The following is a 26,042-nucleotide window of genomic DNA, read 5'->3' as shown; positions in this document are numbered from 1 at the left end:
GTGAGGTGCGCGATGGTCGAAATCGAGGTCACGGGAACGACCGTGACGATCCAGGTGGTCGGCGGACATCAGGTACTCGCCCTGCGCGAGCACATCACCTTCGATCTAGCGAACATCACCGATGTCACCAAAGCCGAGGTCGATCGGCGCCCGCCGTGGGTACGCGCACCCGGCACCTTCTTCCCCGGCGTGATCGCCGCGGGCACGTTCCGCGGCAAGGGTCGTAAAGAGTTCTGGGACACCAGATTCGACGGACGTGCTCTGCGCATCGAGCTCTCCGGTGCCGCCTTCACCAGGGTCGTCGTCGATGTCGATGATCCGGATGCCGTGCTGCAGACACTGCACACCGCCGTCGCCGCGTGAGTTCGCGCTCATAGCCCGAACGAACGCAGCTGCCCCGAATACGGCTTGGGCGGCGGCGGCGCGAACTCTCCCCTACCCGACTTGCGCAGTCCGAGGGTGATCAGCGACTGCACGGTCAGCGTCGCCGCCGCCACCCCGTCGATCACCGGTACCCCGATCTCGGCGCGGATGTGCGCGCACAGGTCCGCCATGCCCGCGCAGCCGAGCACGACCGCATCGGAACCATCTGCGTCCACCGCCGTCCGGCAGGCCTCGGTGACGATCTTGCGGGCGTCCGGGTCCGTGGCCAGCGCGAGCACCGGGAGCTCACAGGCGTGGATGCCGCGGCAGAACCGTTGCCGCCCATACCGTTCCACCAGGTCGGCCGCGCGTCCGATGGTCCGGTGCAATGTGGTGACGACGCTGAATCCACGACCGATGTGACTGGCCGCCTGCATGCCCGCCTCGGCGATGCCGATCACCGGGCCGCCGGCCAGTTCCCGCGCGGCATCCAAGCCCGGATCGCCGAAGCAGGCGATCACATAGCCGTCTACGCCCGCTTGCTCGCCGCACCGGATGGCGGCGAGCAGGCCTGGGACGCTGAGGGCTTCGTCATAGTGACTCTCGATCGAGGCGGGCCCCATCTCGGCGGTCACCGCGTCGAGGATCGTGCCGGGACCGGCGACGGCCCTGGCACATTCCTCGATCGTGTCGGTCATCGCCCGCGTGGTGTTCGGGTTGATCAAGCGGATCCGCATCAGGCAGGCACTCCGCGCACAGCCCACGGCGTTCTGGTGGCGACCACGTAGTACACCGCGAAGCCGAGGCCGCAGCCGATGAACCAGCTGTACTGCGCCGCCGTGTACATGCCGGGAATGTCCTTGGCCAGCACCGGGATCACCGCGACCAGCGCGCCGACCGCCGTCGCGAGCACTGCCGCCGGGTTGTATCCCTTGCTATACCAATAACTTCCGGTCTTCGACATCGTGAACAGGTCGTCGACCACCACGTGCTGTTTACGCACCAGGTAGTAGTCGGCGATGAGCACGCCGAACAGCGGGCCGATGAACGCGCCGAGCACCTCGAGGGTGTAGTGGATCACCTCGGGGTTGTTGTACAGATTCCACGGGGTGATCAGCACCGAGCCGACCGCGGCGATCATGCCGCCCGCGCGCCAGCTGATCCGCTGCGGGTCCACGTGCGAGAAGTCGAAGGCCGGGGAGATGAAGTTCGCCACGATATTGATGCCGATGGTGGCGACCGTGAAGGTCAACGCGCCCAGCACGATCGCGAAGGTGCTGTCGATGCGCGCGACCGTCGCCACCGGATCGGTGATCAGTTCGCCGTAGACCGGGACCGTCAGCGAGGCGGTGATCACCACCAGCAGCGAGAAGAGCAGGAAGTTGAGCGGCAGGCCGAGCAGGTTGCCGCGGCGCACGGCGGCGAAAGTCTTTCCGTAGCGGGAGAAGTCGCCGAAGTTCAGCATCGGGCCGGAGAAGTAGGACACCACCAGCGCGATCGCGCCGAGCATGACCGGTACTGCGTCCCAGCCGGTGTACTTCACGTCGCCGAGGTTCAGATCGATGGCGCCCCAACCTGCTTTCGTGATCAGGTAGCCGCAGAGCAGGAACATCACCACGTAGACCGCGGGCCCGCAGAAGTCGATGAACTTGCGGATGGCCTCCATGCCGCGCCAGAACACGCACGCCTGCACGACCCACAGCAGGAGGTAACTGCACCAGCCGAGCAGCGAAAGTCCCAGGAAGCCATAGTCGTCGGCCACGGCGTACGGGGCGAGCCCCGGAAACAGTTTCACCAGAACGACATCCAGCGCCGCCGAGGCCAGGAAGGTCTGGATCCCGTACCAGGCCACCGCGATCAGTCCTCGGATGATGGCGGGAATGTTCGCACCGAGCACCCCGAAGGCGCTGCGGCACATGACCGGATACGGCACGCCGGTCACCTGACTCGGCTTCGCCACCAGATTGCAGAAGAAGTAGACGATGGTGATGCCGATCAGCAAGGCCGCCAGCACCTGCCAGCTGGCCAGGCCCAGCGCGAACAGGCTGCCCGCAGTGACATAACCGCCGACGCTGTGCACGTCCGACATCCAGAAGGCGAAGAAGTTGTATGAACCCCAGCTCTGCGTGCGTAACGGCGCGAGATCGGCATTGGTCAGGCGTGGGTCGTAGGCCGCACCGACGGTGTGCGCCGGTGGCGCAATGCTCGGTGCCGCAATTGTTTCGGTCATGGTTCTGCCCGTCCGGGAGGTGGAACTGTGCTCGAAACGACCGTATGGAGGCGGCATTGCCCGGCCATTGCCTCGTTATTTCCCGGCTATTGCGCGGCCGATATATCTTCCGGCGCGAGCAACCCGGTATCCGTCGGCAAGGTCGCGATGACGGTTTCCAGCCTGCGGTGATGACGTTCGGCGGTGAGCAGCAGGCGATCCACGTCGCGCGCGAGAAACGCGTCCATCATCAGTGCGTGGTCGGTGTGCAGGCGCACCCGGTCGCCGCGGCTGATGTGCACCATGGACTGCACCGGCTCGGTGACGTTCCACGCCGACTCCAGCATGTGCAGCAGCCGGAACAGGCGCGACGGCCTGGTCAGCGCGACGTGGAAGTCGCGGGAACGGCGGTGGTAGGCGGCCGGATCGTCGTCGCGGATCGCCTGTTCGAGCTGCGCGTTCACCGCGATCAGGTCCGCGCGGTCCGCGGCGCTCGCGTTGATCGCGGCTGCGGCCAGTGCGGCGTTCTCCAAGGTCTCCCGGACGATGTACATCTCGCGCAGCTCGGCGGCGGTCAGCTGGGCCACCACGTAACCCCCGTGCGGTTCGTGCGTGACCAGCCCCTCCCCGATCAGCGTCTTCAACGCCTCACGGACCGGGATGTGACTCACGCCGAACAGTACGGCCACCTCACGTAGCGGAATGACGGTGCACGGCGGCACCGCGCCGTCCAGGATCACCCGGCGTAGTTCGCCGAGGATCACTTGCGGTCGGCCGGGTGTGTCGACGACCAACCTCGCGAGTAGCGCCGAACGTCGTCTCGGGGGCATGCGAACACGCTAGGCCAGGCGTGTTGCGATCGAAGGCGGCTGTGTGACGCTCAGGAAACGTTCACCGTACCGACCGGTCGCGGGCGAGGGGCGTGCACGCGGCTGCTGTGCGTCGTGCAATTCTGGAATGCGGGACACGTACTACAGAGAGTTTCCGATGACGGTTTCGGCAGCACAGTTCGTAGATCGCCGGTTCGCGACCCTGGTCGCCGAGTTCGACCGGCTGTTCCGGCGACCTCTCGACGGCGGCGGTGCGCTCGCGGTCTATCTGCACGGCGAGCCGGTGGTCGACGTCTGGGCCGGCTACGCAAAGCCCGAGGTGCCGTGGGCGCACGACACCGTGGCCATGGCGTATTCGACCGGCAAGGGTGTGGCCAGCACGGTGCTGCACCGGCTCGCCGAGCGTGGCGAGCTCGACTACGACGAGCCGGTGGCGACGTACTGGCCCGACTTCGGCGCCGCGGGCAAGGAGCGCATCACGGTGCGCGAATTGCTCAGCCACCGAGCGGGTTTGCACCGGTTGCGTGGGCTGCTGCCCGGTTCGTTCGATCGCTTCTTCGACGATGCGGCGGTGACGGCGGCCCTGGCCGCGGCGGCGCCGGATCCGCGCCACCTCGTCACCAGCGGCTATCACGGAATCACCTTCGGGCACTTGGTCGCCGAGCTGGTGCGGCAGATCACCGGTACGGAGTTCACCGAGGTGCTGCGCACCGAGATCGCCGAACCGCTTGCCGCCGAAGAACTCTGGTTCGGGGTGCCGAATGCGCAGCGCGACCGGGTCGCGACGAACTTTCCCCGGCTGACTGTCGCGGGCATGAGTTGGGAGAACAGCTCCCGGCTGCTCGGCCGGACCAGGTTTTCGGCGGCGATGGACACCACACCGAAGGGCTTCGCCGACCTGGTTGCCGATCCGCGCCTGCATGATTCGGTGATGCCCGGCGTCAACGGCGTGTTCTCCGCCCGCGCGCTGGCCCGGCTCTACGGTGCTCTCGCCAATGGTGGCGAGCTCGACGGATTCCAGCTGCTGCGCCCCAACACCATCGCGGAGGTCAGTCGCCGTCAGATCTTCACCCCCGATTACGTTCTCGCCCTGCGAATCCCGTGGGCGCTCGGCTACCACGGCGTGCCCATGCGCCCGTCGAAGGCGGACCCGATCTCCGCCTTCGGCCATTTCGGCCTGGGCGGCTCCGGTGCCTTCGCCGACCCCGCCACCGGCATGTCGCTGGGCTTCGTCACCAACCGTCTCGGTGGGCGTCTCACTCCCCTGGGTGACGCGCGCCTGGCCCGCCTCGGCGCGCTCGCGCACAACCTCGCCAAGGCGGCCTGACCGCAGGTCCGGGTGCCGGCGGTGTGGCGTCGGCCGGAATCGTCGGACGTATTGCGGGCAGGATGGCAGCATGGGCGCCATGGAGTTGGTCGGTATGGAGCGAATCACTGCGGCGGCGGAATTGCTGGCGCCGGTGATTCGGAAAACGCCCATCGTCGCATCCCGGGTACTGTCCGAGCGTGCGGGCGGCGAAGTGTGGCTGAAGTGCGAGCACCTGCAGCGGACCGGGTCGTTCAAGCCGCGCGGCGCCTATAACCGGATTGCTAATCTGCCCGCCGAGGATCGGGCGCGCGGCGTGGTCGCCGCGAGTGCCGGTAACCACGCGCAGGGCGTGGCCTGGGCCGCGACCTCGCTGGATATCACCTCGACCGTTTTCATGCCGGTCGGTGCCTCGCTGCCGAAGCTGGCCGCCACCAAGGCCTACGGTGCCGAGGTGCGGCAGGTGGGCGAGACCATCGAAGACGCGCTCGACGCGGCCACCGAGTTCGCCGACCGAACCGGTGCGACGCTGATCCATCCGTTCGACCACCCCGACGTCGTGGCCGGGCAGGCGACGGTGGCGCTGGAAATCCTGGAGCAGATCCCCGACGTCGGCACCGTGCTCGTGCCGACCGGTGGCGGCGGCTTGATCGCGGGCATCGCGGTGGCGCTGCACCATCTGGCCCCGCAGGTGCGGGTGATCGGGGTGCAGGCGAAAGAGGCGGCCGCCTGGCCGGGTTCGCTGGCGGCGGGCAAGCCGGTGCGAGTCGGCAAGATGTCGACGATGGCCGACGGTATCGCCGTCGGGCAGCCGGGCCAGGTGCCGTTCGTCCATGTGGCCGAACACGTCTCGGCCATGGTGACCGTCGACGAGGATTCGCTGTCCAAGGCGCTGCTGCTGTGCCTGGAACGAGCCAAACTGATCGTCGAGCCCGCGGGTGCGGCGGCAGTCGCGGCACTGATGAGTTGTGCTGCAGCAGATCTCGAACTGAAGGGACCGGTGTGCGCGATCCTCTCGGGTGGCAATATCGATCCCCTACTGCTGACCCGCCTGATCGGCCACGGCTTGAGCGCGGCCGGCCGCTATCTCGCTGTCCGCGTGACGATCTCGGATCAACCAGGCGGATTGAGCGCACTACTCGCCGTGGTCGGCAAGACCGGCGCCAGCGTCGTCGACGTGTGGCACGCCCGAACCGGAACCTGGCTGGCGCTCGACGAGGTCGAGGTTTCCCTCACCTTGGAAACCCGCGGGCCCAACCACCGCGAAGACGTCCTCAACGCCCTGACCAACGCCGGTTACTCGGTCCGCGCGGCGGACTAGGGGCAACGCCGAGTAGATGCGCCGCCAGGTCGCGCACGAAGGCGGGCCGAACGCCAGTGCGCGTCACCTGGATGTGTGCCGACCGGGCGCTCGATCGCGCCCGGTCGGCCCCTCATCCGAGCGTCAGCACTTGCGCTTGTAGAAGTACTTCGAGTTGGCGTCCATGTCGGCCTGGGTGATCGCGATCATGTCGGTCTCGATCTTTCGGGTCACCGGTTTGCCTTCGATGGCGGCGGCGGCCTGGTCGACGCCCTTGGCGCCGATGCCCGCGGGGTCCTGGGCGATAAGTGCCTGCACGGTACCGGCTTTCAGGTCTTCGACCTGTTTGGGGCTGGCGTCGAAGCCGACCAGTTTCACCTGGCCGAGTTTGTTCGCGTTGCGCAGGCCGGTCGCCGCGCCCTCGGCCGAGCTGAGGTTGGTGGCGAAGATTCCGGCGAGGTCGGGGTGTGCGGCGAGCGTCGCGGTGACGATCGAAGCCGCCTGGGCCGCTTCGTTGTTGTTGTATTGCACGCCGAGCGAGGTGATGCCGGGGAAGCTCTTGATCGCCTCCTCGAAGCCCTGCGCCCGCGCGTCGGTGGTGGAGGTGCCCGCCTTGGTATTGATCACCAGCACCGGGCCCTTGTCCCCCACCAGCTTGGCGAGGGTCTGCGCGGCGAGCGCGCCACCCTTCTTGTTGTCGGACGAAATCGATGACAGCGCAACAGAAGTGTCGTCCAGGGCGGTGTCCACCTCGACAATCTTGATGCCCGAGTCCTTGGCCTGCTTCATCGGATTGGCCATCGCGGTGGCGTGTGTCGGCGCGATCAAAATGCCGCCGGGTTTGTTCGCCACCACGCCGGTCAGCACCGGCGTCTGCGATCCCGCGTCGAACTTCGTCGGCGCCTGGGTGTCGAGTTTGTAGCCGAGTTTGGTGGCCTGCTCCTGTGCGCCGCACTGCATCGAGATGTAGAACGGCTCGTCCGCGACGCCCGGAATCAGCACCAGCTTCTTGCTGTCGGTGCCGCCCGAATCGCCCACCTGCCCACTACAGGACACCAGCAGCGCGCCGACCGACACCATCGCGCCGATCATCACCGCCGTCCGCTTCGCCACCCTCATTCGGCTACCTCCGCCATCTTGTTTGTCACTGTCGACTCCTATTTCCGATCGCGGGCCCGGCGGCGCAGCTGGTCGAACCAGACTGCCGCGACGAGCACCACGCTCACCGCGATCGGCTGCCAGAACACCGGCACCTGCGCGATGACGAACCCCTTCTTCAGCACCGACGGAATGAACACGCCGATCACGGTGCCGACGACCGAGCCGACACCACCGAAAAGGCTGGTGCCGCCGATCACTACGCCGGCGATGGCATCCAGGTTGTCGGTGGTGTGCCCGCCGATGGTGGTGGTGCCGAAGTAGGCGAGATTCATAAAGCCCGCCAGACCCGCGAGCACGCCGGTGAGCAGATACACCAGCACCAGATGCCGGGTGACCGCGATGCCGGAACGCCGGGCGGCCTCCTCGTTGGAGCCGATGGCGTAGGTGTAGCGGCCGAAGCGGGTGGTGTGCAGCACCCACGCGGCGACCACGGTGACCACGGTGGCGACCAACACCAGGTTGGGGATGCCGCCGAGGGTGGTACCAAAACCCAGTGTGTTACGCAGCTTTTCGGGCACCGTGCGCGTATCGACGCCGCCGGTGATCAGCTGGGCCGCGCCGAGGGCGGCGCCGAACGAACCGAGCGTGACGATCAGCGGCGGAATCTTGGCCTTCGCCACCAGTAATCCGTTGATCAGGCCCCAAACACCGCCGCCCACAACGGAAAGCAGGAAGCCGATGCCGATGATGCCCCAACCCGCGCCGGTCGCATCCTGGTCCGGGCTCAGCGCCTCCATCGATTTGGCGCCGATCACGCCGGCGAAGATCAGCACCATACCGACGGACAGATCGATGCCGGAGGTGATGATCACGAACGTCATGCCCACCGAAAGCACCAGCAGCACCGATGTTTCGATCAGCAGCGTCTGAAAGGTGAAGCGGGTGGGGAACGCATCGGGCCGCAGGACGCTGAACACGATGCACAGCGCGACCAGCACGACGCCGATCCAGACTGTGCTCGCGCCGAGAAGTCGTTGCAGGACAGTGCGTTCGGGCAACTCCGGGCCGCCGTTGCCGTCGACAGTGTTGACCTCGGTCATGCCCGCACCTCGCTCTGCTCCGGCATTGCTGGCGTGCTCATGCCGTACCCTCCTGTGACAGCGCGCCGGTCATGGCGCCGACCAGCTGTTCGAGGGTGGCCTCGGCCGCGGTGAACCGAGCCACCCGCCGACCGAGCCGAAGCACCTCGATGCGGTCCGCGACGGCCAGCACCTCCGGCATGTTGTGGCTGATCAGCACCACCGCGATGCCTTCGTCGCGGACCCGGCGGATCACGTCGAGCACCCGCTCGCGCTGCACCACGCCGAGCGCGGCGGTCGGCTCGTCCATGAACACCACCTTGCTCGCCCACATCACCGCCCTGGCCACCGCGACGCTCTGCCGCTGCCCGCCCGACAGCGAGCCGATCGGCACATCCGCGCTCTGCAGGGTGACGCCGAGACGCCGGAAGTGTTCGACCGCTTGGGCTCTCATCGCGGTGCGATCCAGCATGCCGAGCTTGCCCGCCAAACCCTTGCGCACCAGTTCGCGGCCGAGGAAGAGATTCGCGGCCGGGTCCAGGTCGGGAGCCACCGCGAGGTCCTGATACACCGTCTCCACGCCGAGTTTGCGTGCCGCCGTGGGCGTATTCAGCACCACCTGCTTGCCGTCCAGCAAAATCCGCCCGGAATCCGGCTGTTCGGCGCCGGAAAGGCATTTCACCAGAGTCGATTTACCCGCACCGTTGTCGCCGATCAAGGCGACCACTTCACCGGCGCTCACCTGAAAGTTCGCGCCGCGCAACGCCTCCACCGCGCCGTAGCGCTTCACCAGTCCATCGGCCCGCAGCGCGACGGCCGATTCGCCGGTCGGTTCGGCCTGTTTCGCGGCATCGTCCGAGGTCATCGGCCACATCCGTGCACGCACAGCTGAGCAAACGTCCAATCCATCGCCCGATGCTACGTTCGGGCTGAGGTCTCATGGGACGTATTCGGCAAAATGCGAGAGGCGCAACATGATCCGGTTATTTGGGGTGAGAAAACAATGCACTGAACGTCCTCAGCAGCTGCTCGGCGAGTAGTGGATCGCCAACACCCAGTTTCAGCACTGAAAGTCGCGGAGTTTTGCGGGAACCATTGGCCTGCGTCGCACGTCAAAGGAAATGCACAACGATCCCGTCGTCGAGTAGAAGGAGTTGCAGAGTGGAACGTAGCAGCCCGCGGTCGAGCTTGGGCGCCACATGAGCCCGCGCACCGCAGCGCGACACCTGCTGGTGGACGACCAGCAGAACGAACCCGCGCCGCCCAGTTACCCTGGGGATATGAGCAGCATGGACGCCGATGTGACCCTCGCGGAGTTCGAGGTGCTGGAGCGCGCATCGTCCGAGGAGGTCGACGTCGAGCTGATCAATGGAAGGATCTACGTGGTTCCGGTTCCCGATGGTGAGCATGCCGAGTTCGCCAGCATCATCGGCGATCAAATTCGGGACCATTGCCCGGAGTGGCGGCTACTGCCCGAGGTCGGCGTGCGTATCCCGGCCTATCGCGAAAGCCGTGCCAGGGTGGATGGTGCAGTCGCACCACGTGGGTATTTCCGGGATCAGCCGTCGTGGTCCGACCCGTCTGGGGTGCTGATGATCATGGAGATCACTTCCGGTCGCGAACGCGACGCGGAAGTCGATCGCATAGAGAAGCGCGATGCCTATGCGCAGGCTCATATCCCCGCCTACCTGTTGATCGATCGCCATCGCGCCGAAATGACGGTCTACTGGGAGCCGGTGGACGGGGAATACCGGCACACCGCCACCGCCAAGTTCGGTGTCTCGCTCCGGCTGCCGAAGCCCTTCGAGTTCGACCTCGACACCAGCGAGTTCGTCTGATTTCTACCGTGTCGGGTGTGCCGCTGAGTGTTGATTGGCGGCACACCCGCTCACTCAGTGTGCGCCGCCGAGTTCCAGGGCGAGCACCCCGAGGATCACCAGGGCGATGCCGCCTACTTGGATGAGGGTCAGGCGCTCGTCCAGGAAGAGGACGCCGATGATGGCGATGGCGGCTACGCCTACCGCGGACCAGATGCCGTAGGCGACGCCGATCTGCATGCCGCGCTTCAGGGCTTGGGAGAGGAACCAGAATGCGCTGGCGTAGCCGATGACCACGATGATCGACGGGATGACCTTGCTGAATCCGTCGGAGAGTTTCAGCGAAACGGTTGCGGTCACCTCGGACGCGATGGCAATGGCGAGAAACAGCAGGGTCATGGCGGCAGCGTAACGAGTACCGGAGAATGACGGGGCAGCGCGCCGTGGGTGGTGCGGTAGCCGGGGGGAACTCGGCGAGGGTGGGACGCGGCGGCGTCCGGCGACGAGGATGTAAGGATCGGGATGGATGTGGTGATGCTCGTCGGCGCGGCGGGGGCGTCGGTGGTTGTCGCGTTGATCGTGCTGCTCGTGGTCGCGGTCCAGCGGTCGATGCGTGCCGAACGGGCGCGCAAAACTCAGCTGTGGCAATGGTCGCGGGCGCACGGCTGGTCGTATACCGAGCGTGCCCGCGCGGAGTGGACGACGCGGCTACCCGGCCGAAATCCGCGCGGCCTCGGCGTGGTGCTGACCGGGCAGCTCGGTGGCCGGTGGGTGACCGTGGCCGATTACAAACACGAGACGTCGTCCTCGGACGGTAGTTCGACGACGCACCACTACATCGTCATTGTTGTGCGCCTGGACCAGCCGCACCTGCCGGTCAGCGTGCTGTCCCGGGGCTCGCTCTCGCAGCTGGGCCGCAGCCTGTTCGGCGATAAACCGACGGCCACCGGCAATCCGACGTTCGACTATCGCTACCGGGTCGTCGCACCGGACCCGCACTACGCCCGCAGGCTGATCGGCCCTCAGCTGATCACCGCGCACCTCTACAACGCGGTCCCGCACTGGAGCCTCGCCGGCCAAGACCTGCTCACCTATCACAAGGGTCAGCTACGGCACCCCAAGGCAATCCCAGCCCTGGCCGCTCCCCTACTCCACGTTGCGGAACTACTTCCCCCGTGAGTGGCACACCATCGTGAGGTCTACTCGACGTTTGCCACCACCATGTGCCACTCGCGGAGGCTCAGCTCAACCAGCTGCGGAGCTGGGTTGTGGTACCGGCGATTTCGTCGAGTTGGCGGGCAACCTGGGTGCCCGCGGTGCCGCCGCGAGCGTTGCGGGAGGCGATGGAACCCTGGACGGTAAGGACCTCGCGCACGTTCGGCGTGAGAGCGGGGTCGATGGCGGCGAATTCCTCGTCGGTGAGCTCGGCCAGGCCGACACCGCGGGATTCGGCGACTCGGACGCAAGCGCCGGCCGCTTCGTGCGCGACCCGGAACGGAACACCCTGCCGGACAAGCCATTCGGCGATGTCAGTGGCGAGAGTGAAACCGGCGGGCGCGAGTTCGGCCATCCGGTCGGTGTGGAAGGTGAGCGTCGAGACCAGGCCGGCGATGGCAGGCAAGAGCAGTTCGAGTTGCGCGACCGAGTCGAACAGGGGTTCCTTGTCCTCCTGCAGGTCTCGGTTGTAAGCCAGCGGCTGCGCCTTCAGGGTTGCCAGCAGACCGGTGAGGTTGCCGATCAGCCTGCCCGCCTTGCCACGGGTGAGTTCGGAGACGTCCGGGTTCTTCTTCTGCGGCATGATCGACGAACCGGTGGACCAGGCGTCGGCGAGGGTGATGTAGCCGAATTCCGGTGTGCTCCAGAGGATTACCTCTTCGGCCATCCGGCTGAGGTCGACGCCGATCATGGCGAGCACGAACGCGGCCTCGGCGGCGAAGTCCCGCGAAGACGTGGCGTCGATCGAATTGGCTGCGGAACCGTCGAAATCCAATTCGGCGGCGATCGCCTCGGGATCGAGCCCGAGCGACGAACCGGCCAGCGCGCCGGAACCGTACGGCGACACCGCCGCCCGCTTGTCGAAGTCACGCAGCCGATCGATGTCGCGCAGCAGCGGATGCGCGTGCGCGAGCAGGTGATGAGCCAGCAGCACGGGTTGCGCGGCCTGCAGGTGCGTCTTACCCGGCATCACCGCATCGGGATGCGCGGCCGCCTGCGCCACCAGCGCGTCGACCACGTCGAGCACACCGGCCGCGACCCGGCGCACACCGTCGCGCAACCACATCCGGAACAACGTGGCCACCTGATCATTGCGCGACCGCCCGGCCCGCAGCCGGCCACCGAGCTCGGCGCCGACCCGCTCGATCAGCCCACGCTCCAGCGCACCGTGCACGTCCTCATCGGACTCGGCAGGACCGAACGCGCCCGAATCCACGTCGGCGGCAAGCTGATCCAGCCCGGTGAGCATCCCGGCGAGATCGCTCTCCGAGAGCAGCCCCGCCTTGTGCAGCACCCGCGCATGCGCCTTCGAAGCGCGAATGTCGTACGGCGCCAACACCCAATCGAACTGCGTCGACTTACTCAGGGCCGCCATCGCCTCGGCCGGTCCGGACGCGAAACGCCCGCCCCAGAGCGCACCGGTGTTCGTGCTGCCGCTCTGCGTCATGGTGTGCTGTCTCCTCGGTTGCGGTCATCAGAGGGGTGATGTCTATGCCGTGCCGTCCAGTGCAGCGCCTGCCCTACGGTGCGCCGCCGCACTGCGAGCGCCCGGTGCGCCCCCATTGCAAAGGTGCCCACCTGCGGGGTGCCGAACTGCTCGGTGTGAACAGCGCAGCGCCTTGCACTGTGCCAGCCGATGGAGCGACTGTCCTCCGCATGGTGCCATCCGGAGCCGCGCGAGCAGCGCCGACCGGCTGACCTTGCGCCAGCCGCCGCCGTACGGGCCGCGAACTCTCCTCGGCCCGCACGACTTCAGCGCGCTTACTTCTGGTTCAGATCCCGACGCGCCGCGACCTTCGAGGACAGCCCGTGGATCTGCACGAAACCCTTGGCCAGCGACTGGTCGAAGGTGTCGCCCTCGTCGTAGGTGGCGAGGTTGAAGTCGTAGAGGGACTGCTCGGAGCGGCGGCCGTTGACGACAGCATTGCCGCCGTGCAGCACCATCCGGATGTCGCCGGAGACGTGCTCCTGGGTTTCGCCGACGAACGCGTCCAGCGCGCGCTTGAGCGGGGAGAACCACAGGCCGTCGTAGACCAGCTCGCCCCAGCGCTGCTCGACCTGCCGCTTGTACCGGCCGAGTTCGCGCTCGACGGTGACGGCCTCGAGCTCCTGGTGCGCGGTGATCAGCGCGATGGCGCCGGGCGCCTCGTAGATCTCGCGGCTCTTGATGCCGACGAGCCGGTCCTCGACCATGTCGAGGCGGCCGACGCCCTGCCGTCCGGCGCGGTGGTTCAGCTCGACGATGGCTTCCAGCACGCTCACCGGGCGGCCGTCGATGGCGACCGGGACACCCTTCTCGAAGGTGATGATGAGCTCGTCGGGGGCCTCGAAGTTGACCGTCGCGTCGGCGGTGTAGTCGTAGACGTCCTTGGTCGGCGCGTTCCAGAGGTCCTCGAGGAAGCCGGTTTCCACCGCGCGTCCCCACACGTTCTGGTCGATGGAGAACGGGGACTTCTTGGTGACGTTGATCGGCAGCGCGTTCTCCTCGGCGAAGGCGATGGCCTTCTCCCGGGTCCACGCGTAGTCCCGGACCGGGGCGATCACGTTCAGGTCCGGCGCGAGCGCGCCGATGCCGACCTCGAAGCGCACCTGGTCGTTGCCCTTGCCGGTGCAGCCGTGCGCGACGGTGCTCGCGCCGTGGAACTTGGCCGCCTCGACGAGGTGCTTGACGATGAGCGGCCGGCTGATCGCGGAGACCAGCGGGTAGCGGCCCATGTACATGGCGTTGGCCTGGATGGTCGGCAGGCAGTAGTCGTTGGCGAACTCGTCGCGCGCGTCCACCACGATGGCCTCGACCGCGCCGCAGTCCAGCGCTCGCTGGCGCACCACGTTCATGTCCTCGCCGCCCTGGCCGAGGTCGATGGCCACGGCCACCACCTCGGAACCGGTCTCCTTGGCGATCCAGCTGATCGCCACGGAGGTGTCCAGCCCACCTGAGTAGGCGAGTACGACGCGTTCGGACATGGTCTGTGTGCTCCTCGGTTTCGATGCTTGTGTTCGAAGTACGGACCGGCTTCCCGCCACAGCGGCCCGCACGTCCTACAAATGATTATGCACGATGATGCAAGCCCATTCACAACGGGGGTCCGGGAACCGCTCCCGCAGCCCCGGATCGTTCGCGAAAGTCACTGCCCATCAAGCGGATTACGTCCTTGGCGTGCCGTTCGCCGGTGTGCGACCCTGGAAACGGAATCGTCGGGCGGGTAGAAGGACGGACGTCATGAACGCACTGCTACACCTCGTCGCGGGAGAGTTCAGCACCCTCGGCCACGGTGTCCTGGACGTCGGCCGCGCGGTCGTCGACCTCATTCAAGACATCATCGACGTGGCAACGCCGGACAATCGCACACCGCGTGGTGGCGGCGGGCAATACCCGTTCTCCTGACCTGCGTCAGGCGATCTCCTCGATCTTCGCGGCCAGTTCGGCGCCGGTCAGCGGCTCGCGGGCGATGACGGCGATGGTGTCGTCGCCTGCGATGGTGCCGACGATATAAGGCAGCGCGGCGCGGTCCAGTGCGCTGGCCAGGTAGTGCGCGGCACCCGGCGGGGTGCGCAGGACCGCGATATTGCCGCTGTGATCGGTGGAGACCAGCAGGTCGCCGAGCAGCTTCGCGAGACGATCGGTGCCGCCGATGACGCCACGGATGGGATTGCCGTCCTCGGGAACCACATAGACGCCCGCGCCCCCGTCGGCGGCGCGCAACTTCACCGCGCCGAGTTCGTCCAGGTCACGCGAGAGCGTCGCCTGCGTGGTCTCGATGCCCTCGGCCGCCAGCAGTGCCGCCAGTTCGGTCTGGCTGCGCACCGCGTGTGCGGTCAGCAGTTCGACAATGCGCGACTGCCGTCCGGCGCGAGTGCGCGCGATTTCTGGTCCCGTCTTGCCCGGCTCCGGATGTGCGACGCTCACGACAGCACCTCGTCAACGCACGCACGCACGACTGCTCGTCGCGGACGCTCACCTCTCATGCCGCACCATCACTTCGTTTGGCCAGCAACCACACCAGCAGCGCCTTCTGCGCGTGCAGCCGGTTCTCCGCCTCGTCCCACACCACACTGTGCGGACCGTCGAGCACCTCGTCGGTGACCTCCTCGCCACGGTGGGCGGGTAGGCAGTGCAGCACCACGGCGTCGGGCTGGGCGTGCGCGAGCAGCTCGCTGTTCACCTGGAAGGGGCGGAACGGGCCGACGCGGTCCAGGCCGTCGTTCTCCTGGCCCATCGAGGTCCAGGTGTCGGTGACCAGCGCGTCCGCGCCGTCGGCCGCGGCGATCGGGTCGGCGGTCAGCGTGATGGTGGCGCCGGTGTCGGCGGCGCGCTTGCGGGCAGCCTCCAGGATCCAGGGCAGCGGTTCGAAACCCGTCGGCGCGGCGATGGTGACGTTGAGGCCCGCGGTGACGCCACCGAGCAGCAGCGAGTGCGCCATGTTGTTCGCGCCGTCACCGAAGTAGGTGAGGTTGCGCCCCACCAGGTTTCCCTTGCGCTCGGCGAGGGTCTGCAGGTCGGCGAGCACCTGGCAGGGGTGGAACTCGTTGGACAGCGCGTTGACCACCGGAACCGTTGCGGTGGCCGACATTTCGTCGAGCCGGTACTGCTCGAAGGTGCGCCAGACGATCGCGTCGACGTAGCGGGAGAGCACCCGGCCGGTGTCGCCGAGGGTTTCCTCGCGGCCGAGCTGGGTGTCGCGCCCGTCCACCACCACCGCGTGCCCACCGAGTTGAGCGATGCCCATCTCGAAGGAGAACCGGGTACGGGTGGAGTTCTTCTCGAAGATCACGCCGACCCCGCGCGGCCCCTCCAGCGGACGCTGCGAGAACGGCGCGTGCTTGAGTTCGGCGGCCAGGGTGAGGATTTCGGCCTGCTCGGCCGGGCTCACATCGTCGTCGCGGAGGAAATGCCGTACCTGCTGTGCTGAAGTCATTGCGCCGCAGCCTCCTTCGCATCTTGGGTGGCCGAGTCCAGGATCTCCGGCAGATCGGCGACGAAATTGTCGGCCTGGGTCTCGGTGAGGATCAGCGGCGGGGCGAGCCGAATAACGTTGGGCTTGGCCGGATTCACCAGATATCCGGCGGCCCGGGCCCGCGCCTCGACGTGGGCGGAGACGTCGTCGGTGAGCACGATGCCGAGCAGCAGCCCGGCCCCGCGCACGTGGTCGATCAGCGGATGCTCCAGCAGTTCGATGCCGTCGGCGAGCCGCTTGCCGACCGACTCGACATGCGCGAGCAGGTCTTGTTCGTCGATGGTGCGCAGCACGGCGAGCGCGGCCGCGGCGCACACAGGGTTGCCGCCGAAGGTCGTCCCGTGCAGGCCGGGAGTGAGCAGTTCGGCGGCCGCACCGGTGGCCAGCACCGCGCCGATCGGCAGCCCGCCGCCGAGCCCCTTGGCCAGGGTGATCACGTCGGGCACGATGCCTGCGGCGTGGTGCGCGTAGAACTTTCCGGTCCGGCCGATGCCGGTCTGCACCTCGTCGAGGATGAGCAGCGCACCGTGGCGCGCGGTGATCTCGCGGGCCTTGACCAGGTAGTCGGCCGGCGGCACGACGACGCCGCTCTCCCCCATCATCGGCTCCAGGAACACCGCGGCGGTGTCCGCGTCGACCACGGCTTCCAGCGCGGCGGCGTCACCGTAGGGCACGTGCACGACGCCCGCGGGCAGCGGCTCGAACGGCGTTCGCTTCGCGGCCTGCCCGGTGAGCGCGAGCGCACCCATGGTCCGGCCGTGGAAGGCCTCTTCGCAGGCGATGATCTTGCGCCGCCCGGTCAACCGCGCGATCTTGAACGCGGCCTCGTTGGCCTCGGTGCCCGAGTTGCAGAAGAAGGCCCGCCCGCTGTGGCCCGTCTCGGAAGAACCGTCACCGAAGTGCGCGAGCAGGCGCTCGGCCAATTCGATCACCGGTTCGTTGGCGTAGATGTTCGAGACATGCCCGAGCGTGCCGAGCTGCTCGGTGACCGCGGCCAGGATCGCCGGGTGGGCGTGCCCGAGGCTGTTCACCGCGATACCGCCGAGGAAGTCGACGTAGCGGTTGCCGTCCGCGTCGTAGACCACCGCGCCCGCACCGCGCACCAGCGCGATCTTCGGCGTGCCGTAGTTGTTCATCATCGCGGCGGACCACCGCGCCTGGAGTTCTTGGTCTGTACTCATGTTCTCGTTCCGTCCGGCGAGCCCGCCCCGTTCGAGGACGAGTCGGGCGTCACCATCGTTCCGATTCCTTCTCCGGTGAACAGTTCCAGCAGCACGGCGTGCGGCACGCGACCGTCGATCACATGCGCTGTCGGCACCCGGCCTTGTACGGCGCGCAGGCAGGCTTCCATCTTCGGCACCATGCCCGCATCCAGGCGGGGCAGCAACTCCGCGAGCGCCGCCGTATCGATGCGGGTGATCAGCGAGGACCGGTCCGGCCAGTCGGTGTAGAGGCCTTCGACGTCGGTCAGCACCACCAGTTTCTCGGCGCCGATGCCCTCGGCGAGCGCGGCGGCGGCGGTGTCGGCGTTGATGTTGTGCACCACGCCGTCCGCGTCCGGCGCGATGGTGGACACCACCGGGATGCGGCCCGCGTAGATCAGGTCGAGCACCGCGTCCGGATTCACCGAGGTGACGTCGCCGACCAGCCCGATGTCGGTGGGCTCGCCGTCGACCTCGACGGTGCGGCGGGTCGCGGTGAACAGTTGCGCGTCCTCACCGGAGATGCCGACGGCGTACGGGCCGTGCGCGTTGATCAAGCCGACCAGTTCGCGACCGACCTGCCCGAACAGCACCATGCGCACCACATCCATCACCTCCGGCGTGGTCACCCGGAAGCCGCCGCGGAACTCGCCCTCCAGGCCGAGCTTCTTCAGCATGGCGCTGATCTGCGGGCCGCCGCCGTGCACCACCACCGGGTGCACGCCGACGGTGCGCAGGAACGCCATGTCGGCGGCGAACGCCCGCTCGAGTTCCGGGTCGACCATGGCGTTGCCGCCGAACTTCACCACCACGATCTTGTCGCGGAACTTCTGCAACCAGGGCAGCGCGTCGGCCAGGATGTGCGCCTTGTCCAGCGCCGAAAGCTCGTGGCGGAGTTGGCTTGTCATGAGCTGTACGCCGAATTCTCTTCGACGTAACCGTGCGAGAGGTCGGTGGTGCGGATAGTGGCTGCGGCGGTACCGACATTCAGCTCGATCAGCACCTCGATGTCGCCACCGGACAGGTCGACGTCGCGGGCGCCCGGTGCGCCGACGCCGTCGATACAGACCGGATTTCCGTTGAACGACACCGAGATCCGGTTCGGGTCGAGGGTGACCGGCGCCATGCCGACCGCCGCGAGCACCCGGCCCCAGTTCGGGTCGGAGCCGAAAAGCGCTGTCTTGACCAGACTGTCGCGGGCGACGGTGCGCGCGGCGGCCACCGCCTCGTCCTCGCTGACCGCGCTCGCGACGGTGACCAGCACCCGCTTGGTGACGCCCTCCGCGTCGGCCATCAGCTGGGCGGCCAGGTCGTCGCAGACCGCGAGCACGGCGGCGTCGAGGTCTTCCTGGCTCGGGGTGACCTCGCTGGCGCCGTTGGCGAGCAGCAGCACGGTGTCGTTGGTCGAGCAGGAGCCGTCGACGTCGAGCCGGTCGAAGGTGCGCCCAGTGGCATTGCGCAGCGCCTGATCCAGCTGGTCGGGCGTGGCGGCGGCATCGGTGGTCAGCACCACAAGCATGGTGGCCAGCGAGGGGGCGAGCATGCCCGCACCCTTGGCCATGCCGCCGACGTTCCACTTGTCCCGATGGTGGAACGCGGCTTCCTTGGGCACCGTATCGGTGGTCATGATCGCGTGCGCCGCGTCGAGCCCGCCGGAGAGCCCGCCGCCCATCTCGTGCACAATCTCGGTGATCGCGGGGACGAGCTTGTCCATCGGCAGCCGGTCGCCGATCAGCCCCGTCGAGCAGACGGCGATCTCACCGGCGCCGGTCTCGGAACCCCAATTGCTCAGTGCCGCAGCGAGTTCTTCGGCGGTCTTGTGCGTGTCCTGGAAGCCGCCGGGGCCGGTGCAGGCGTTGGCACCGCCGGAGTTCAGGATCACCGCGCGCAGTCGTCCGCCGGAGAGCACCTGCTGCGACCACAGCACCGGGGCTGCCTTCACCTTGTTGCGGGTGAATACGCCCGCCGCCGCGTACTCCGGGCCCTCGTTGAAAACCAGTGCCAGGTCCGGCTTTCCGCTGGCCTTGATGCCGGCCGCGATACCGGCGGCCCGGAAGCCGAGCGGGCCGGTGACGCCCTGGTTGCGCACCAGCTTGCCGTTGGCGGTCTGCGTCGCAGCGGATGTCGTCACGGTGCCACTCCTACGGTGGAAAGTCCTGCGGTCTCGTCGAATCCGACGGCCAGGTTCATCGATTGCATCGCGGCGCCCGCGGTGCCCTTGGTCAAGTTGTCGATCGCGCCGATCACCACGAGCAAGCCCGCGTCGGCATCCACCGCCACCTGCAGGGTGACGGCGTTGGAACCGAGCACCGCGCCGGTCTGCGGCAGTACGCCTTCCGGCAGCAGGTGCACGAATGGCTCATCGGCATAGGCTTTTTCGTAGACCGCGCGGGCCTGTTCGGCATCCACCGAGGTCGGTGCCGTGCAGGTCGCCAGGATGCCGCGCGGCATCGGTGCCAGCACCGGCGTGAACGACACGGCGACGTCGGTGCCGCCCGCCGCCTTCAGGTTCTGCGCGATCTCCGGGGTGTGCCGGTGTGCGCCCGCGATGCTGTACGCCCGCACCGAACCCATCACCTCGGAGCCGAGCAGGCCGACGTCGAGCTTGCGCCCGGCGCCCGAAGTACCGCTCACCGCAACGACATTCACGTTCGGCGCGACGATGCCGGCGGCGATCGCCGGTGCCATCGCCAGACTGGCCACGGTCGGGTAGCAACCCGGCACCGCGATCCGGCTCGCGCCGCGCAGCTTCTCCCGCCCGCCCGGCAGCTCGGGCAGGCCGTAAGGCCAGCTGCCCGCGTGCGCGCTGCCGTAATACTTCTCCCACGCCTGCGCGTCGGTCAGCCGGAAGTCGGCGCCGCAGTCGATGATCACCGTCGATGCGGGCAGCTGCTCGGCGATGGCCGCGGACTGCCCGTGCGGCAGGCCGAGGAACACCACATCGTGCCCCGCCAGCTCCTCGACAGTCGTCGGTGCGAGCACTCGGTCCGCCAGCGGCAACAGGTGCGGCTGCAACGCGCCGAGCGGGGTTCCGGCGTTCGAACCCGCCGTCAGCGCGCCGATCACCAGGCGGCCCTCGCGGTACGCCGGATGACCGAGCAGCAGTCGCAATACTTCCCCGCCCGCGTACCCACTCGCCCCGGCCACCGCAACCCGCAACGCGGGCCCTGCTGGCTCCGGCGCGTGCACCGAATCAACCATGTGATGATTATGCACGACTATGCAAGCTCATTCACCAGCTGGTCCCCATCTTGCCTTGATCCCGCTGGAAGAGTCAGGGGTTTCGCAGGCTTGGTACCCGGCTCGGCTGGGCGCAAACACCAATTGGGCGCGAGGTTCCGCCTGGGGTTGTGTCGCAGATCGCCGGCGGTACACCCCCGTTGGCCGCACACTCGCGCGCCTGGCCTCGCCGCAGATTCTGGGCCCCAAACACATGGAGCCGCAGAAGGCAGGGGTGTTGCCGGCAAAGTTCCGACTCGCGGGCCGATGAGGTGCATTGCCAACACCACACCAGGCGGTCCTGATTAACAGGCATACCGCGCGGATTCGGTGGTAGTTCCCACGCGAAGGGCGCAGGCGGGCGACCGCCGCGCCACCGAAGTTATCGACCAAGGAGGATCATCATGCCGTTCACCAACCGCCGCATCGGCTCCGACCTGCGCCGATTGACCGTCGGCGCGGCGCTGACCGTCGCGTTGATCGGTGGTGGCAGTGCACTGGCCACCGCGGAACCCGTGAGTGAGCAGGAAGCCCTCGACGCGGCGCGGCAGGCGTTGATGGGCGCGACCGTCGAATCCGTCGAGCTGGACACCGCGGACGGCACCCCCAAGTGGGAGGTCGACGTCAAAACCCGCGACGGCAGTGGGTACGAGGTGACGGTCGACGCGCGCACCGGGACGATTGTCTCAATCGACCAAGACAACGACTGACCGTCGCCCGTTCACAGACCCCGGCCCTCGCTTGCCCCAGGGCCGGGCCGCCTCTTTCGTAATACCTTGCTGGACAAGTGATCACGTGGAGATGGTGCGGTCGGCTTCTCGGGCCGATGCCAGCACCAGTTCCCCGTGATCACTTGTCCAGCGGTCGCGATCCCGGACCTGGCGCCCCCTCCGCACCAGGTCCGGCAGCACCGCCGACAGCCATGATCCGGTAGCACGGCCGCTGGGGGCTTGGACAAACCTGCTACGGATCGGAACAACGCAACAACCCGCATCACCCTCAGCGACTGCGCACGTGGCCATGGCCGCGCGACTCGCAAATCTTTAGCGGCCGCATCGCCGTCCCGACGGATAGTCGGCCCACTCCGTGCTTATAACGGTGATGCCGAGTCCGGCCAAGCCTTATTCATGACGACGGATAAGCCGTCGACTGCGCAAATGCATTCAGGACTGCCCAGGAGAAACCGCGCCCGTCATGAACGTTTCGAGTAACAAGTGCGCCTTGTCTGCGATGTGTTCCAGACAACACTATTTCAGGAGGTTCGCAATGGTATCCACGAAACGACTCGCCGCCGGCGCTTTCGTTGCCACCGCGGCCGCAGCCACAGTGCTCGCCGGTGGCGGTGTCGCCCAGGCCGACGTACCGGTATGGCAGGCCAACTGTCACGTCTACAACATCTTCAACACCGGCGGAATGGCCAACTGCGAGCTGCCGACCTGGCACCAGGTAAAGCTCACCTGCGTAGCCTGGCCAGTCCCCTTCACCTACTGGAAATACGGCCCGGTGCAATACGGACAGAATCAGTCCTGGGCCAGCTGCGACTCACTGAACGCCCTGGTCGGCATCGAGGTAATCCAAGCGTAGGCCCCGATCACCCAATTCCAGGCTTCGCTTTCTACGAGCCGGTCAAAATCTTGGCTTCCGGTGCGGCCGAAACTGCGTCTGTGACTGCTGATTGCGCGGTGGCTGCGTCGGTGGCGGGTGCTTGGGCGGGGTAATAGTCGGCGGTTCTGGTGCCGGTGAAGAAATCAGTGGTCCACCCGACTGCGAGGGTTTGCAGGGTGGAGATATTCACGGATTTCGGGTTGCCGCACAATAGGTTTCCCATCATGTCACCGCTGTCGCCTTCGGCGTCGGTGTGCACGCCGGTGCCGATGCGGACGCCGAGGTAGCGACGGTGCAGCAGGCGTTGGGCGGCTGCGGTGCCGACACCGAAGAGGTTGCATTGCGAGGGTTTCGCGGCGATGTCGAGAATCGGTAGGTCGGTGTGGTCGAGATCGGCGAGGGCTTGATCGGTGTTGTCGCCGAGGAATGATTTCACGGGATCGAGCAGGACCAGTCCGTGTAGGTCGGCGAAGGCGGCGGGGTGGTCGGCGTGCAGTCGGTGGGCGACATATTCGACGGCCTCGGCGCCGGCGGAGTGTCCGACGAACACGGTTTGTTGCGGAAGTCGAAGATCCGAACGGTGCGCAGCCGACGTGGCCGCGGCGAAGCTGCGGGCCAGCGGGCTGGTGGGGTCGGCCGCAGTGGCGAACAGCCCGGCGATGTTGTCGAGGAAGCCGGTGTTGTTGCCGAGATTCTGCAGGGTGCAGCCTGCTGGATCGAGAAACGGCAAGGCGGGCGCGAAGACGACGTAGCCGGCGGCGGCGAAATGCTCGGCGAGACTGGCCACGTTCGCGTTGCTTCGCGCGAAACCGTGTTGCAGCCAAACCAGACCGTTGGCGGACCCCTCGGGCAGATACCAGTCGGCGTTGCGATGCCGGATGCCACCCGCGCAGGCGATATCGACGGTTTCGGGCACTCGATCAGGTTCGGCATGCGCGATAGGTGTCGCGAGTGTCACCACGGCGCAGGCCGCGGCGAACGTGGCAGTGAGCACGAGGCTCCGTAGGTTCATCTTCACTCCTGTGCGGAAACGCGCTGCTCCGAGGGGAGAGCCGAGGCTAACTGGTCACGTGACCAATTGAGACCCGCCGACCGAGACCTGTCAAACGGTGGGCCACAGATCACACGGCGGACGTCGTGATTGTGGCTTTTGCCTGATGACGCGGCACTTCGGCGCCCGAAACCGGCTACCCCGATGGGTGCTCGGAACACCAAAGAAGACCCGGCCCCCAACAGGTTCCGGGTCTTCCAAGTAAACGAAGATCAGCCCGCGTTGGCGGTGCAGATCACCTCGCTGATCTCCGTCCCCGACCTGTCCGCGGAACCGACATTGGCCAGGAAGGCCGGCGGGTAATGCCGGGACATGCTGGCGTAGGCGCCGAACAGTGCGGCCGAGCGGTTGAACCCCGCGCCGGTGGCGACCGCGTCGTCGGTGTAGACGAGCGCACCGCAGCCGTCCGCCCAATCCACCAAAACGATGCAGTCGGCGATGCCGCACGCGTCGAGCGCCTCGGCGATCGCCTCCTCGCGGCTCGGCGCATCGATACTGGTGCCGTAGCTCCAGTCATCGCCACTGAATGCGATCGCACCGTGGAGACTGGCCGCGTTCGCCGCGCCGGCACCGATTACCGACCCGGCCGCAAGACCCATCGTCGCGATCGCGACTGCGGCCTTACTCATGAACCTCATCAAGCACTTTCCTTTGTGAGCACGTGCGTTGAACGTTGACCCGACGAATCATGGCGGATCGCTGCCCGATTCGCCCAATTCATTTCGAGAGGTCACGCTGCCCACTGCCCGCTGCCGTCGTGCTGTCGGGGCCGAATCGGAGCAGGCGGAGTCTTCGACGGCTGCGGAAGTTCGATACACGCGGCACAGTGGAAATATGGACGTTTTGCGTGACTACGCGCTGCTCGCCCTGCGGGTCGATCGGCTGGTGACCCAACATCCCACCGGAAGTTGGATTCTCGACTATCGCGGGCCTGCGCGGTGGCTGGACGAGGTGGCGAACGAGCCCTTGCCGAATCCTGCGGATCTGGTCCGGGCCGCGCAGGATATGGCGGCGGCCGTCGCCGACAACGATCCCGCCATGGCGGAACAGGTGCGGGCGCTGCACACCATCGCCCGACGGCTGACCGGAGAGCAGCTGCCGTTTCCCGAACAGGTACGCGGGATGCTGGGAATCGACGCCGCATGGATTCCCGACGAGGTCTTCGGCGAGGCCTACCAGCTACTGGACGAAGCCCTGCCCGAGACGAAAGGCACACTCGCGCAACGGTTGCACGCCTGGCGCACCGCACACAGCCTGCCGCCCGGCCGACCAGAGCGCCTGTCCGAACTGATTCACCTGGCGCTGACGGAAACCCGGCGGCGAACCGAGGCGCTACTATCGCTGCCGGAAAAGCTAGCTGTGACAGTTGAATTCGCCCCCGGACCCTTTCGTGGACTGCATCGAGGTGGAACCGCAGGCAGCGTGTTCGTGGATCCGAACCTGCCCTTCAACCTGGCCGATCTGTTCTATGTCGTTGCCCACGAGGCAGTTCCGGGACACATCTGCGAATTCATGATGAAGGAAATCCATCAGGGTCACCGCCCCGACATCCAGGTGCGATTCATGCCGTCACCGGCCTACGTCGTATCCGAAGGCCTCGGCCTGCACGCCCCGCAGGTGCTGTTCCCCGACGACGAAGCCCAGCACTGGCTACTCGACAATATCGAAGAGCTCCAACCCGATTCGAGTAACTACGCCAAGATCCAGCACGCCCGCAACATCCTCTGGGGCGCATACTGCAACGCCTCGCTGCTCCTGGCCGACGCGACACCATGGCCGAAGGTCCGCGACTACCTCGCCGACACAGCCTTGGTATCCGACGACGAACTGACGTTCCTACAAGGCTTTCTCAGCACCCCCTTCACCGAGCCCTACATCTTCACCTACTACCACGGCTGGCGCCTACTCCAACCGCACCTGAATGATCCGAGCTTCCTGCGGCGAGCGCTCACCGAACAACTCGCCGTCTCGTCACTGAAGGTCGGATAAATCACGCCACGCGGGCAGGCTCAACACCCGGCCAAGCGCATCTTGTGGCTGGTGTGCGTGCCATATATGTTGGGGCGGTGAACTTCCTCTGTGGAAAGGACGCCATGCGTCCCTGCCGGTGACGCCCGGCAAGCGGCCGTTTTCCGATCGGCCGATAGCATCACGGATCGCAGTCGGCGACGCAGGTCGAGATACTGCACTGCCGCGGCTCCGCGCCGATCCATCGGCCAGACCGGATTCGACCATGGCCCTCAATAACATTCAGTTCGACATGCAGGTCCGGGTCTCCCGAACGCGCCCCTGGCTTCCTCCCGGCGTCCTTCCGTTCGTGCCACGCCCACTACCGATCGTGCGAAGTGACACTGTCGAACCCCGTATCGACGGTGTGCCACTCACCGATCTGATCGACAGGTTCGAGCTCGCGGCAGGCATGCAGCCCGCGGGTGGCGCATACGGTGGCCTGCATCCCGGATCCGCGTGGAACTTTCGGATCGATGACCATTTTCACGGAAGGTCCAGCATGACAACGGGAACGAAAACGCCCTTGCTCGTGTGTCAGTGCGGCGCGTGGGGCGACTGGCCGCTGCTGGCCGAAATCGTCGTCTCCGACAGCCTGGTGATCTGGCATCGCATCGAACAGCCCTATCGGCCGGAACGCGACTATGCCGTGTTCGGCCCATTCAGGTTCGACCGCAACCAATATGACGAAGCGCTGCGTGACCTGACAGACCGATCACCTCAGCCTTTGCGTGAACACGATGCGCCGCCGCCGTGATCAACGCAAACGCCGACGGATCCGCC

At 66.9% G+C, this 26,042-nt stretch carries 27 protein-coding genes; 10 read left to right on the top strand and 17 right to left on the bottom strand.

The annotated features are described in order from the left end of the window. The first annotated feature begins 12 nt into the window (after nucleotides 1–12). Nucleotides 13–363, top strand: coding sequence for a hypothetical protein (locus tag DBO33_RS13785; protein WP_107655387.1), 351 nt, complete (start codon nucleotides 13–15; stop codon nucleotides 361–363). An 8-nt stretch (nucleotides 364–371) separates the two neighbouring features. On the opposite strand, the gene DBO33_RS13780 is transcribed toward DBO33_RS13785, so the two are convergent. The 3 genes from DBO33_RS13780 to DBO33_RS13770 all read right to left on the bottom strand — a co-directional run bounded on the left by DBO33_RS13780 (nucleotide 372) and on the right by DBO33_RS13770 (nucleotide 3,402). Next, complete coding sequence (locus DBO33_RS13780) at nucleotides 372–1,100, bottom strand: aspartate/glutamate racemase family protein (RefSeq protein WP_107655386.1); 729 nt, start codon at nucleotides 1,098–1,100, stop codon at nucleotides 372–374. After that, on the bottom strand, nucleotides 1,100–2,593 hold the full coding sequence (locus DBO33_RS13775; RefSeq protein WP_107655385.1) for an NCS1 family nucleobase:cation symporter-1: 1,494 nt from the start codon (nucleotides 2,591–2,593) through the stop codon (nucleotides 1,100–1,102). The genes DBO33_RS13780 and DBO33_RS13775 overlap by 1 nt, the downstream gene beginning before the upstream one ends. An 86-nt stretch (nucleotides 2,594–2,679) precedes the next feature. Further along, complete coding sequence (locus DBO33_RS13770; RefSeq protein ID WP_107655384.1) at nucleotides 2,680–3,402, bottom strand: GntR family transcriptional regulator; 723 nt, start codon at nucleotides 3,400–3,402, stop codon at nucleotides 2,680–2,682. Nucleotides 3,403–3,559: 157 nt separating this feature from the next. On the opposite strand from DBO33_RS13770, the gene DBO33_RS13765 reads away from it, so the two are divergent. After that, nucleotides 3,560–4,729 (top strand): serine hydrolase domain-containing protein, encoded by a 1,170-nt coding sequence (locus DBO33_RS13765; protein ID WP_107655383.1) that lies wholly within the window; start codon nucleotides 3,560–3,562, stop codon nucleotides 4,727–4,729. A 70-nt stretch (nucleotides 4,730–4,799) separates the two neighbouring features. Further along, entirely contained in the window at nucleotides 4,800–6,029 is a 1,230-nt protein-coding gene (gene ilvA, locus DBO33_RS13760) for a threonine ammonia-lyase (RefSeq protein ID WP_107655382.1), read from the top strand. A gap of 123 nt (nucleotides 6,030–6,152) precedes the next feature. Here ilvA and DBO33_RS13755 read toward each other — a convergent pair whose 3' ends face one another. Genes DBO33_RS13755 through DBO33_RS13745 form a run of 3 tightly spaced genes read right to left on the bottom strand, consistent with a single transcriptional unit; the run spans nucleotide 6,153 to nucleotide 9,053 of the window. Beyond that, nucleotides 6,153–7,127, bottom strand: a complete 975-nt coding sequence (locus tag DBO33_RS13755; protein WP_107655381.1) for an ABC transporter substrate-binding protein — start codon at nucleotides 7,125–7,127, stop codon at nucleotides 6,153–6,155. A 38-nt stretch (nucleotides 7,128–7,165) separates the two neighbouring features. Further along, complete coding sequence (locus tag DBO33_RS13750; protein ID WP_107655380.1) at nucleotides 7,166–8,209, bottom strand: ABC transporter permease; 1,044 nt, start codon at nucleotides 8,207–8,209, stop codon at nucleotides 7,166–7,168. Between the two features lie 37 nt (nucleotides 8,210–8,246). After that, on the bottom strand, nucleotides 8,247–9,053 hold the full coding sequence (locus tag DBO33_RS13745) for an ATP-binding cassette domain-containing protein (RefSeq protein WP_234390826.1): 807 nt from the start codon (nucleotides 9,051–9,053) through the stop codon (nucleotides 8,247–8,249). Nucleotides 9,054–9,468: 415 nt separating this feature from the next. Here DBO33_RS13745 and DBO33_RS13740 point away from each other — a divergent pair, with 415 nt between their 5' ends. Beyond that, a complete protein-coding gene (locus DBO33_RS13740) occupies nucleotides 9,469–10,026 on the top strand; it encodes a Uma2 family endonuclease (protein WP_107660246.1) in 558 nt (185 codons plus the stop codon). A gap of 54 nt (nucleotides 10,027–10,080) precedes the next feature. Here the strand turns inward: DBO33_RS13740 and DBO33_RS13735 are convergent, their stop codons facing one another. Next, nucleotides 10,081–10,404 (bottom strand): DMT family transporter, encoded by a 324-nt coding sequence (locus DBO33_RS13735; protein WP_107655379.1) that lies wholly within the window; start codon nucleotides 10,402–10,404, stop codon nucleotides 10,081–10,083. A 123-nt stretch (nucleotides 10,405–10,527) separates the two neighbouring features. Here DBO33_RS13735 and DBO33_RS13730 point away from each other — a divergent pair, with 123 nt between their 5' ends. Further along, nucleotides 10,528–11,184 carry a hypothetical protein gene (locus DBO33_RS13730; RefSeq protein ID WP_107655378.1) on the top strand — a complete coding sequence of 219 codons (657 nt, stop codon included), beginning with the start codon at nucleotides 10,528–10,530 and terminating at the stop codon, nucleotides 11,182–11,184. A gap of 61 nt (nucleotides 11,185–11,245) precedes the next feature. On the opposite strand, the gene argH is transcribed toward DBO33_RS13730, so the two are convergent. Then, nucleotides 11,246–12,667, bottom strand: a complete 1,422-nt coding sequence (gene argH / locus DBO33_RS13725; protein WP_107655377.1) for an argininosuccinate lyase — start codon at nucleotides 12,665–12,667, stop codon at nucleotides 11,246–11,248. Between the two features lie 314 nt (nucleotides 12,668–12,981). Continuing rightward, entirely contained in the window at nucleotides 12,982–14,184 is a 1,203-nt protein-coding gene (locus DBO33_RS13720; RefSeq protein ID WP_107655376.1) for an argininosuccinate synthase, read from the bottom strand. Nucleotides 14,185–14,440: 256 nt separating this feature from the next. Between DBO33_RS13720 and DBO33_RS42760 the strand changes: the two genes are divergently transcribed. Beyond that, nucleotides 14,441–14,605, top strand: coding sequence for a hypothetical protein (locus DBO33_RS42760; protein WP_159080242.1), 165 nt, complete (start codon nucleotides 14,441–14,443; stop codon nucleotides 14,603–14,605). 6 nt (nucleotides 14,606–14,611) lie between these two features. Here the strand turns inward: DBO33_RS42760 and DBO33_RS13715 are convergent, their stop codons facing one another. Genes DBO33_RS13715 through argC form a run of 6 tightly spaced genes read right to left on the bottom strand, consistent with a single transcriptional unit; the run spans nucleotide 14,612 to nucleotide 20,578 of the window. After that, on the bottom strand, nucleotides 14,612–15,127 hold the full coding sequence (locus DBO33_RS13715) for an arginine repressor (protein ID WP_397296796.1): 516 nt from the start codon (nucleotides 15,125–15,127) through the stop codon (nucleotides 14,612–14,614). Between the two features lie 55 nt (nucleotides 15,128–15,182). Further along, a complete protein-coding gene (gene argF, locus DBO33_RS13710) occupies nucleotides 15,183–16,136 on the bottom strand; it encodes an ornithine carbamoyltransferase (protein WP_107655375.1) in 954 nt (317 codons plus the stop codon). Next, entirely contained in the window at nucleotides 16,133–17,356 is a 1,224-nt protein-coding gene (locus DBO33_RS13705) for an acetylornithine transaminase (RefSeq protein WP_107655374.1), read from the bottom strand. Before DBO33_RS13705 ends, argF begins: the two co-directional genes overlap by 4 nt. Continuing rightward, complete coding sequence (gene argB, locus DBO33_RS13700) at nucleotides 17,353–18,285, bottom strand: acetylglutamate kinase (protein ID WP_107655373.1); 933 nt, start codon at nucleotides 18,283–18,285, stop codon at nucleotides 17,353–17,355. Before argB ends, DBO33_RS13705 begins: the two co-directional genes overlap by 4 nt. Then, complete coding sequence (gene argJ / locus DBO33_RS13695) at nucleotides 18,282–19,508, bottom strand: bifunctional glutamate N-acetyltransferase/amino-acid acetyltransferase ArgJ (protein WP_107655372.1); 1,227 nt, start codon at nucleotides 19,506–19,508, stop codon at nucleotides 18,282–18,284. Before argJ ends, argB begins: the two co-directional genes overlap by 4 nt. Further along, on the bottom strand, nucleotides 19,505–20,578 hold the full coding sequence (gene argC / locus DBO33_RS13690) for an N-acetyl-gamma-glutamyl-phosphate reductase (RefSeq protein WP_107655371.1): 1,074 nt from the start codon (nucleotides 20,576–20,578) through the stop codon (nucleotides 19,505–19,507). Before argC ends, argJ begins: the two co-directional genes overlap by 4 nt. 422 nt (nucleotides 20,579–21,000) lie before the next feature. Between argC and DBO33_RS13685 the strand changes: the two genes are divergently transcribed. Then, a complete protein-coding gene (locus DBO33_RS13685) occupies nucleotides 21,001–21,306 on the top strand; it encodes a PepSY domain-containing protein (RefSeq protein WP_107655370.1) in 306 nt (101 codons plus the stop codon). Nucleotides 21,307–21,862: 556 nt separating this feature from the next. Next, a complete protein-coding gene (locus tag DBO33_RS13680; RefSeq protein WP_107655369.1) occupies nucleotides 21,863–22,180 on the top strand; it encodes a hypothetical protein in 318 nt (105 codons plus the stop codon). Nucleotides 22,181–22,211: 31 nt separating this feature from the next. Here the strand turns inward: DBO33_RS13680 and DBO33_RS13675 are convergent, their stop codons facing one another. Continuing rightward, nucleotides 22,212–23,213: an alpha/beta fold hydrolase gene (locus DBO33_RS13675; protein ID WP_159080241.1), complete on the bottom strand. Its 1,002-nt coding sequence runs from the start codon at nucleotides 23,211–23,213 to the stop codon at nucleotides 22,212–22,214. 251 nt (nucleotides 23,214–23,464) lie between these two features. Then, entirely contained in the window at nucleotides 23,465–23,890 is a 426-nt protein-coding gene (locus DBO33_RS13670; protein WP_107655367.1) for a DUF4189 domain-containing protein, read from the bottom strand. Between the two features lie 196 nt (nucleotides 23,891–24,086). Between DBO33_RS13670 and DBO33_RS13665 the strand changes: the two genes are divergently transcribed. Both DBO33_RS13665 and DBO33_RS13660 read left to right on the top strand, forming a co-directional pair. Then, nucleotides 24,087–25,241 carry a hypothetical protein gene (locus DBO33_RS13665; protein WP_107655366.1) on the top strand — a complete coding sequence of 385 codons (1,155 nt, stop codon included), beginning with the start codon at nucleotides 24,087–24,089 and terminating at the stop codon, nucleotides 25,239–25,241. A gap of 118 nt (nucleotides 25,242–25,359) precedes the next feature. Beyond that, nucleotides 25,360–26,016, top strand: a complete 657-nt coding sequence (locus tag DBO33_RS13660) for a hypothetical protein (RefSeq protein ID WP_199856604.1) — start codon at nucleotides 25,360–25,362, stop codon at nucleotides 26,014–26,016. Nucleotides 26,017–26,042: the final 26 nt, after the last annotated feature.

This window comes from Nocardia suismassiliense (genome assembly GCF_900269665.1).
Taxonomy (GTDB): domain Bacteria; phylum Actinomycetota; class Actinomycetes; order Mycobacteriales; family Mycobacteriaceae; genus Nocardia; species Nocardia suismassiliense.
This window is presented reverse-complemented; position numbering and strand designations above follow the sequence as displayed.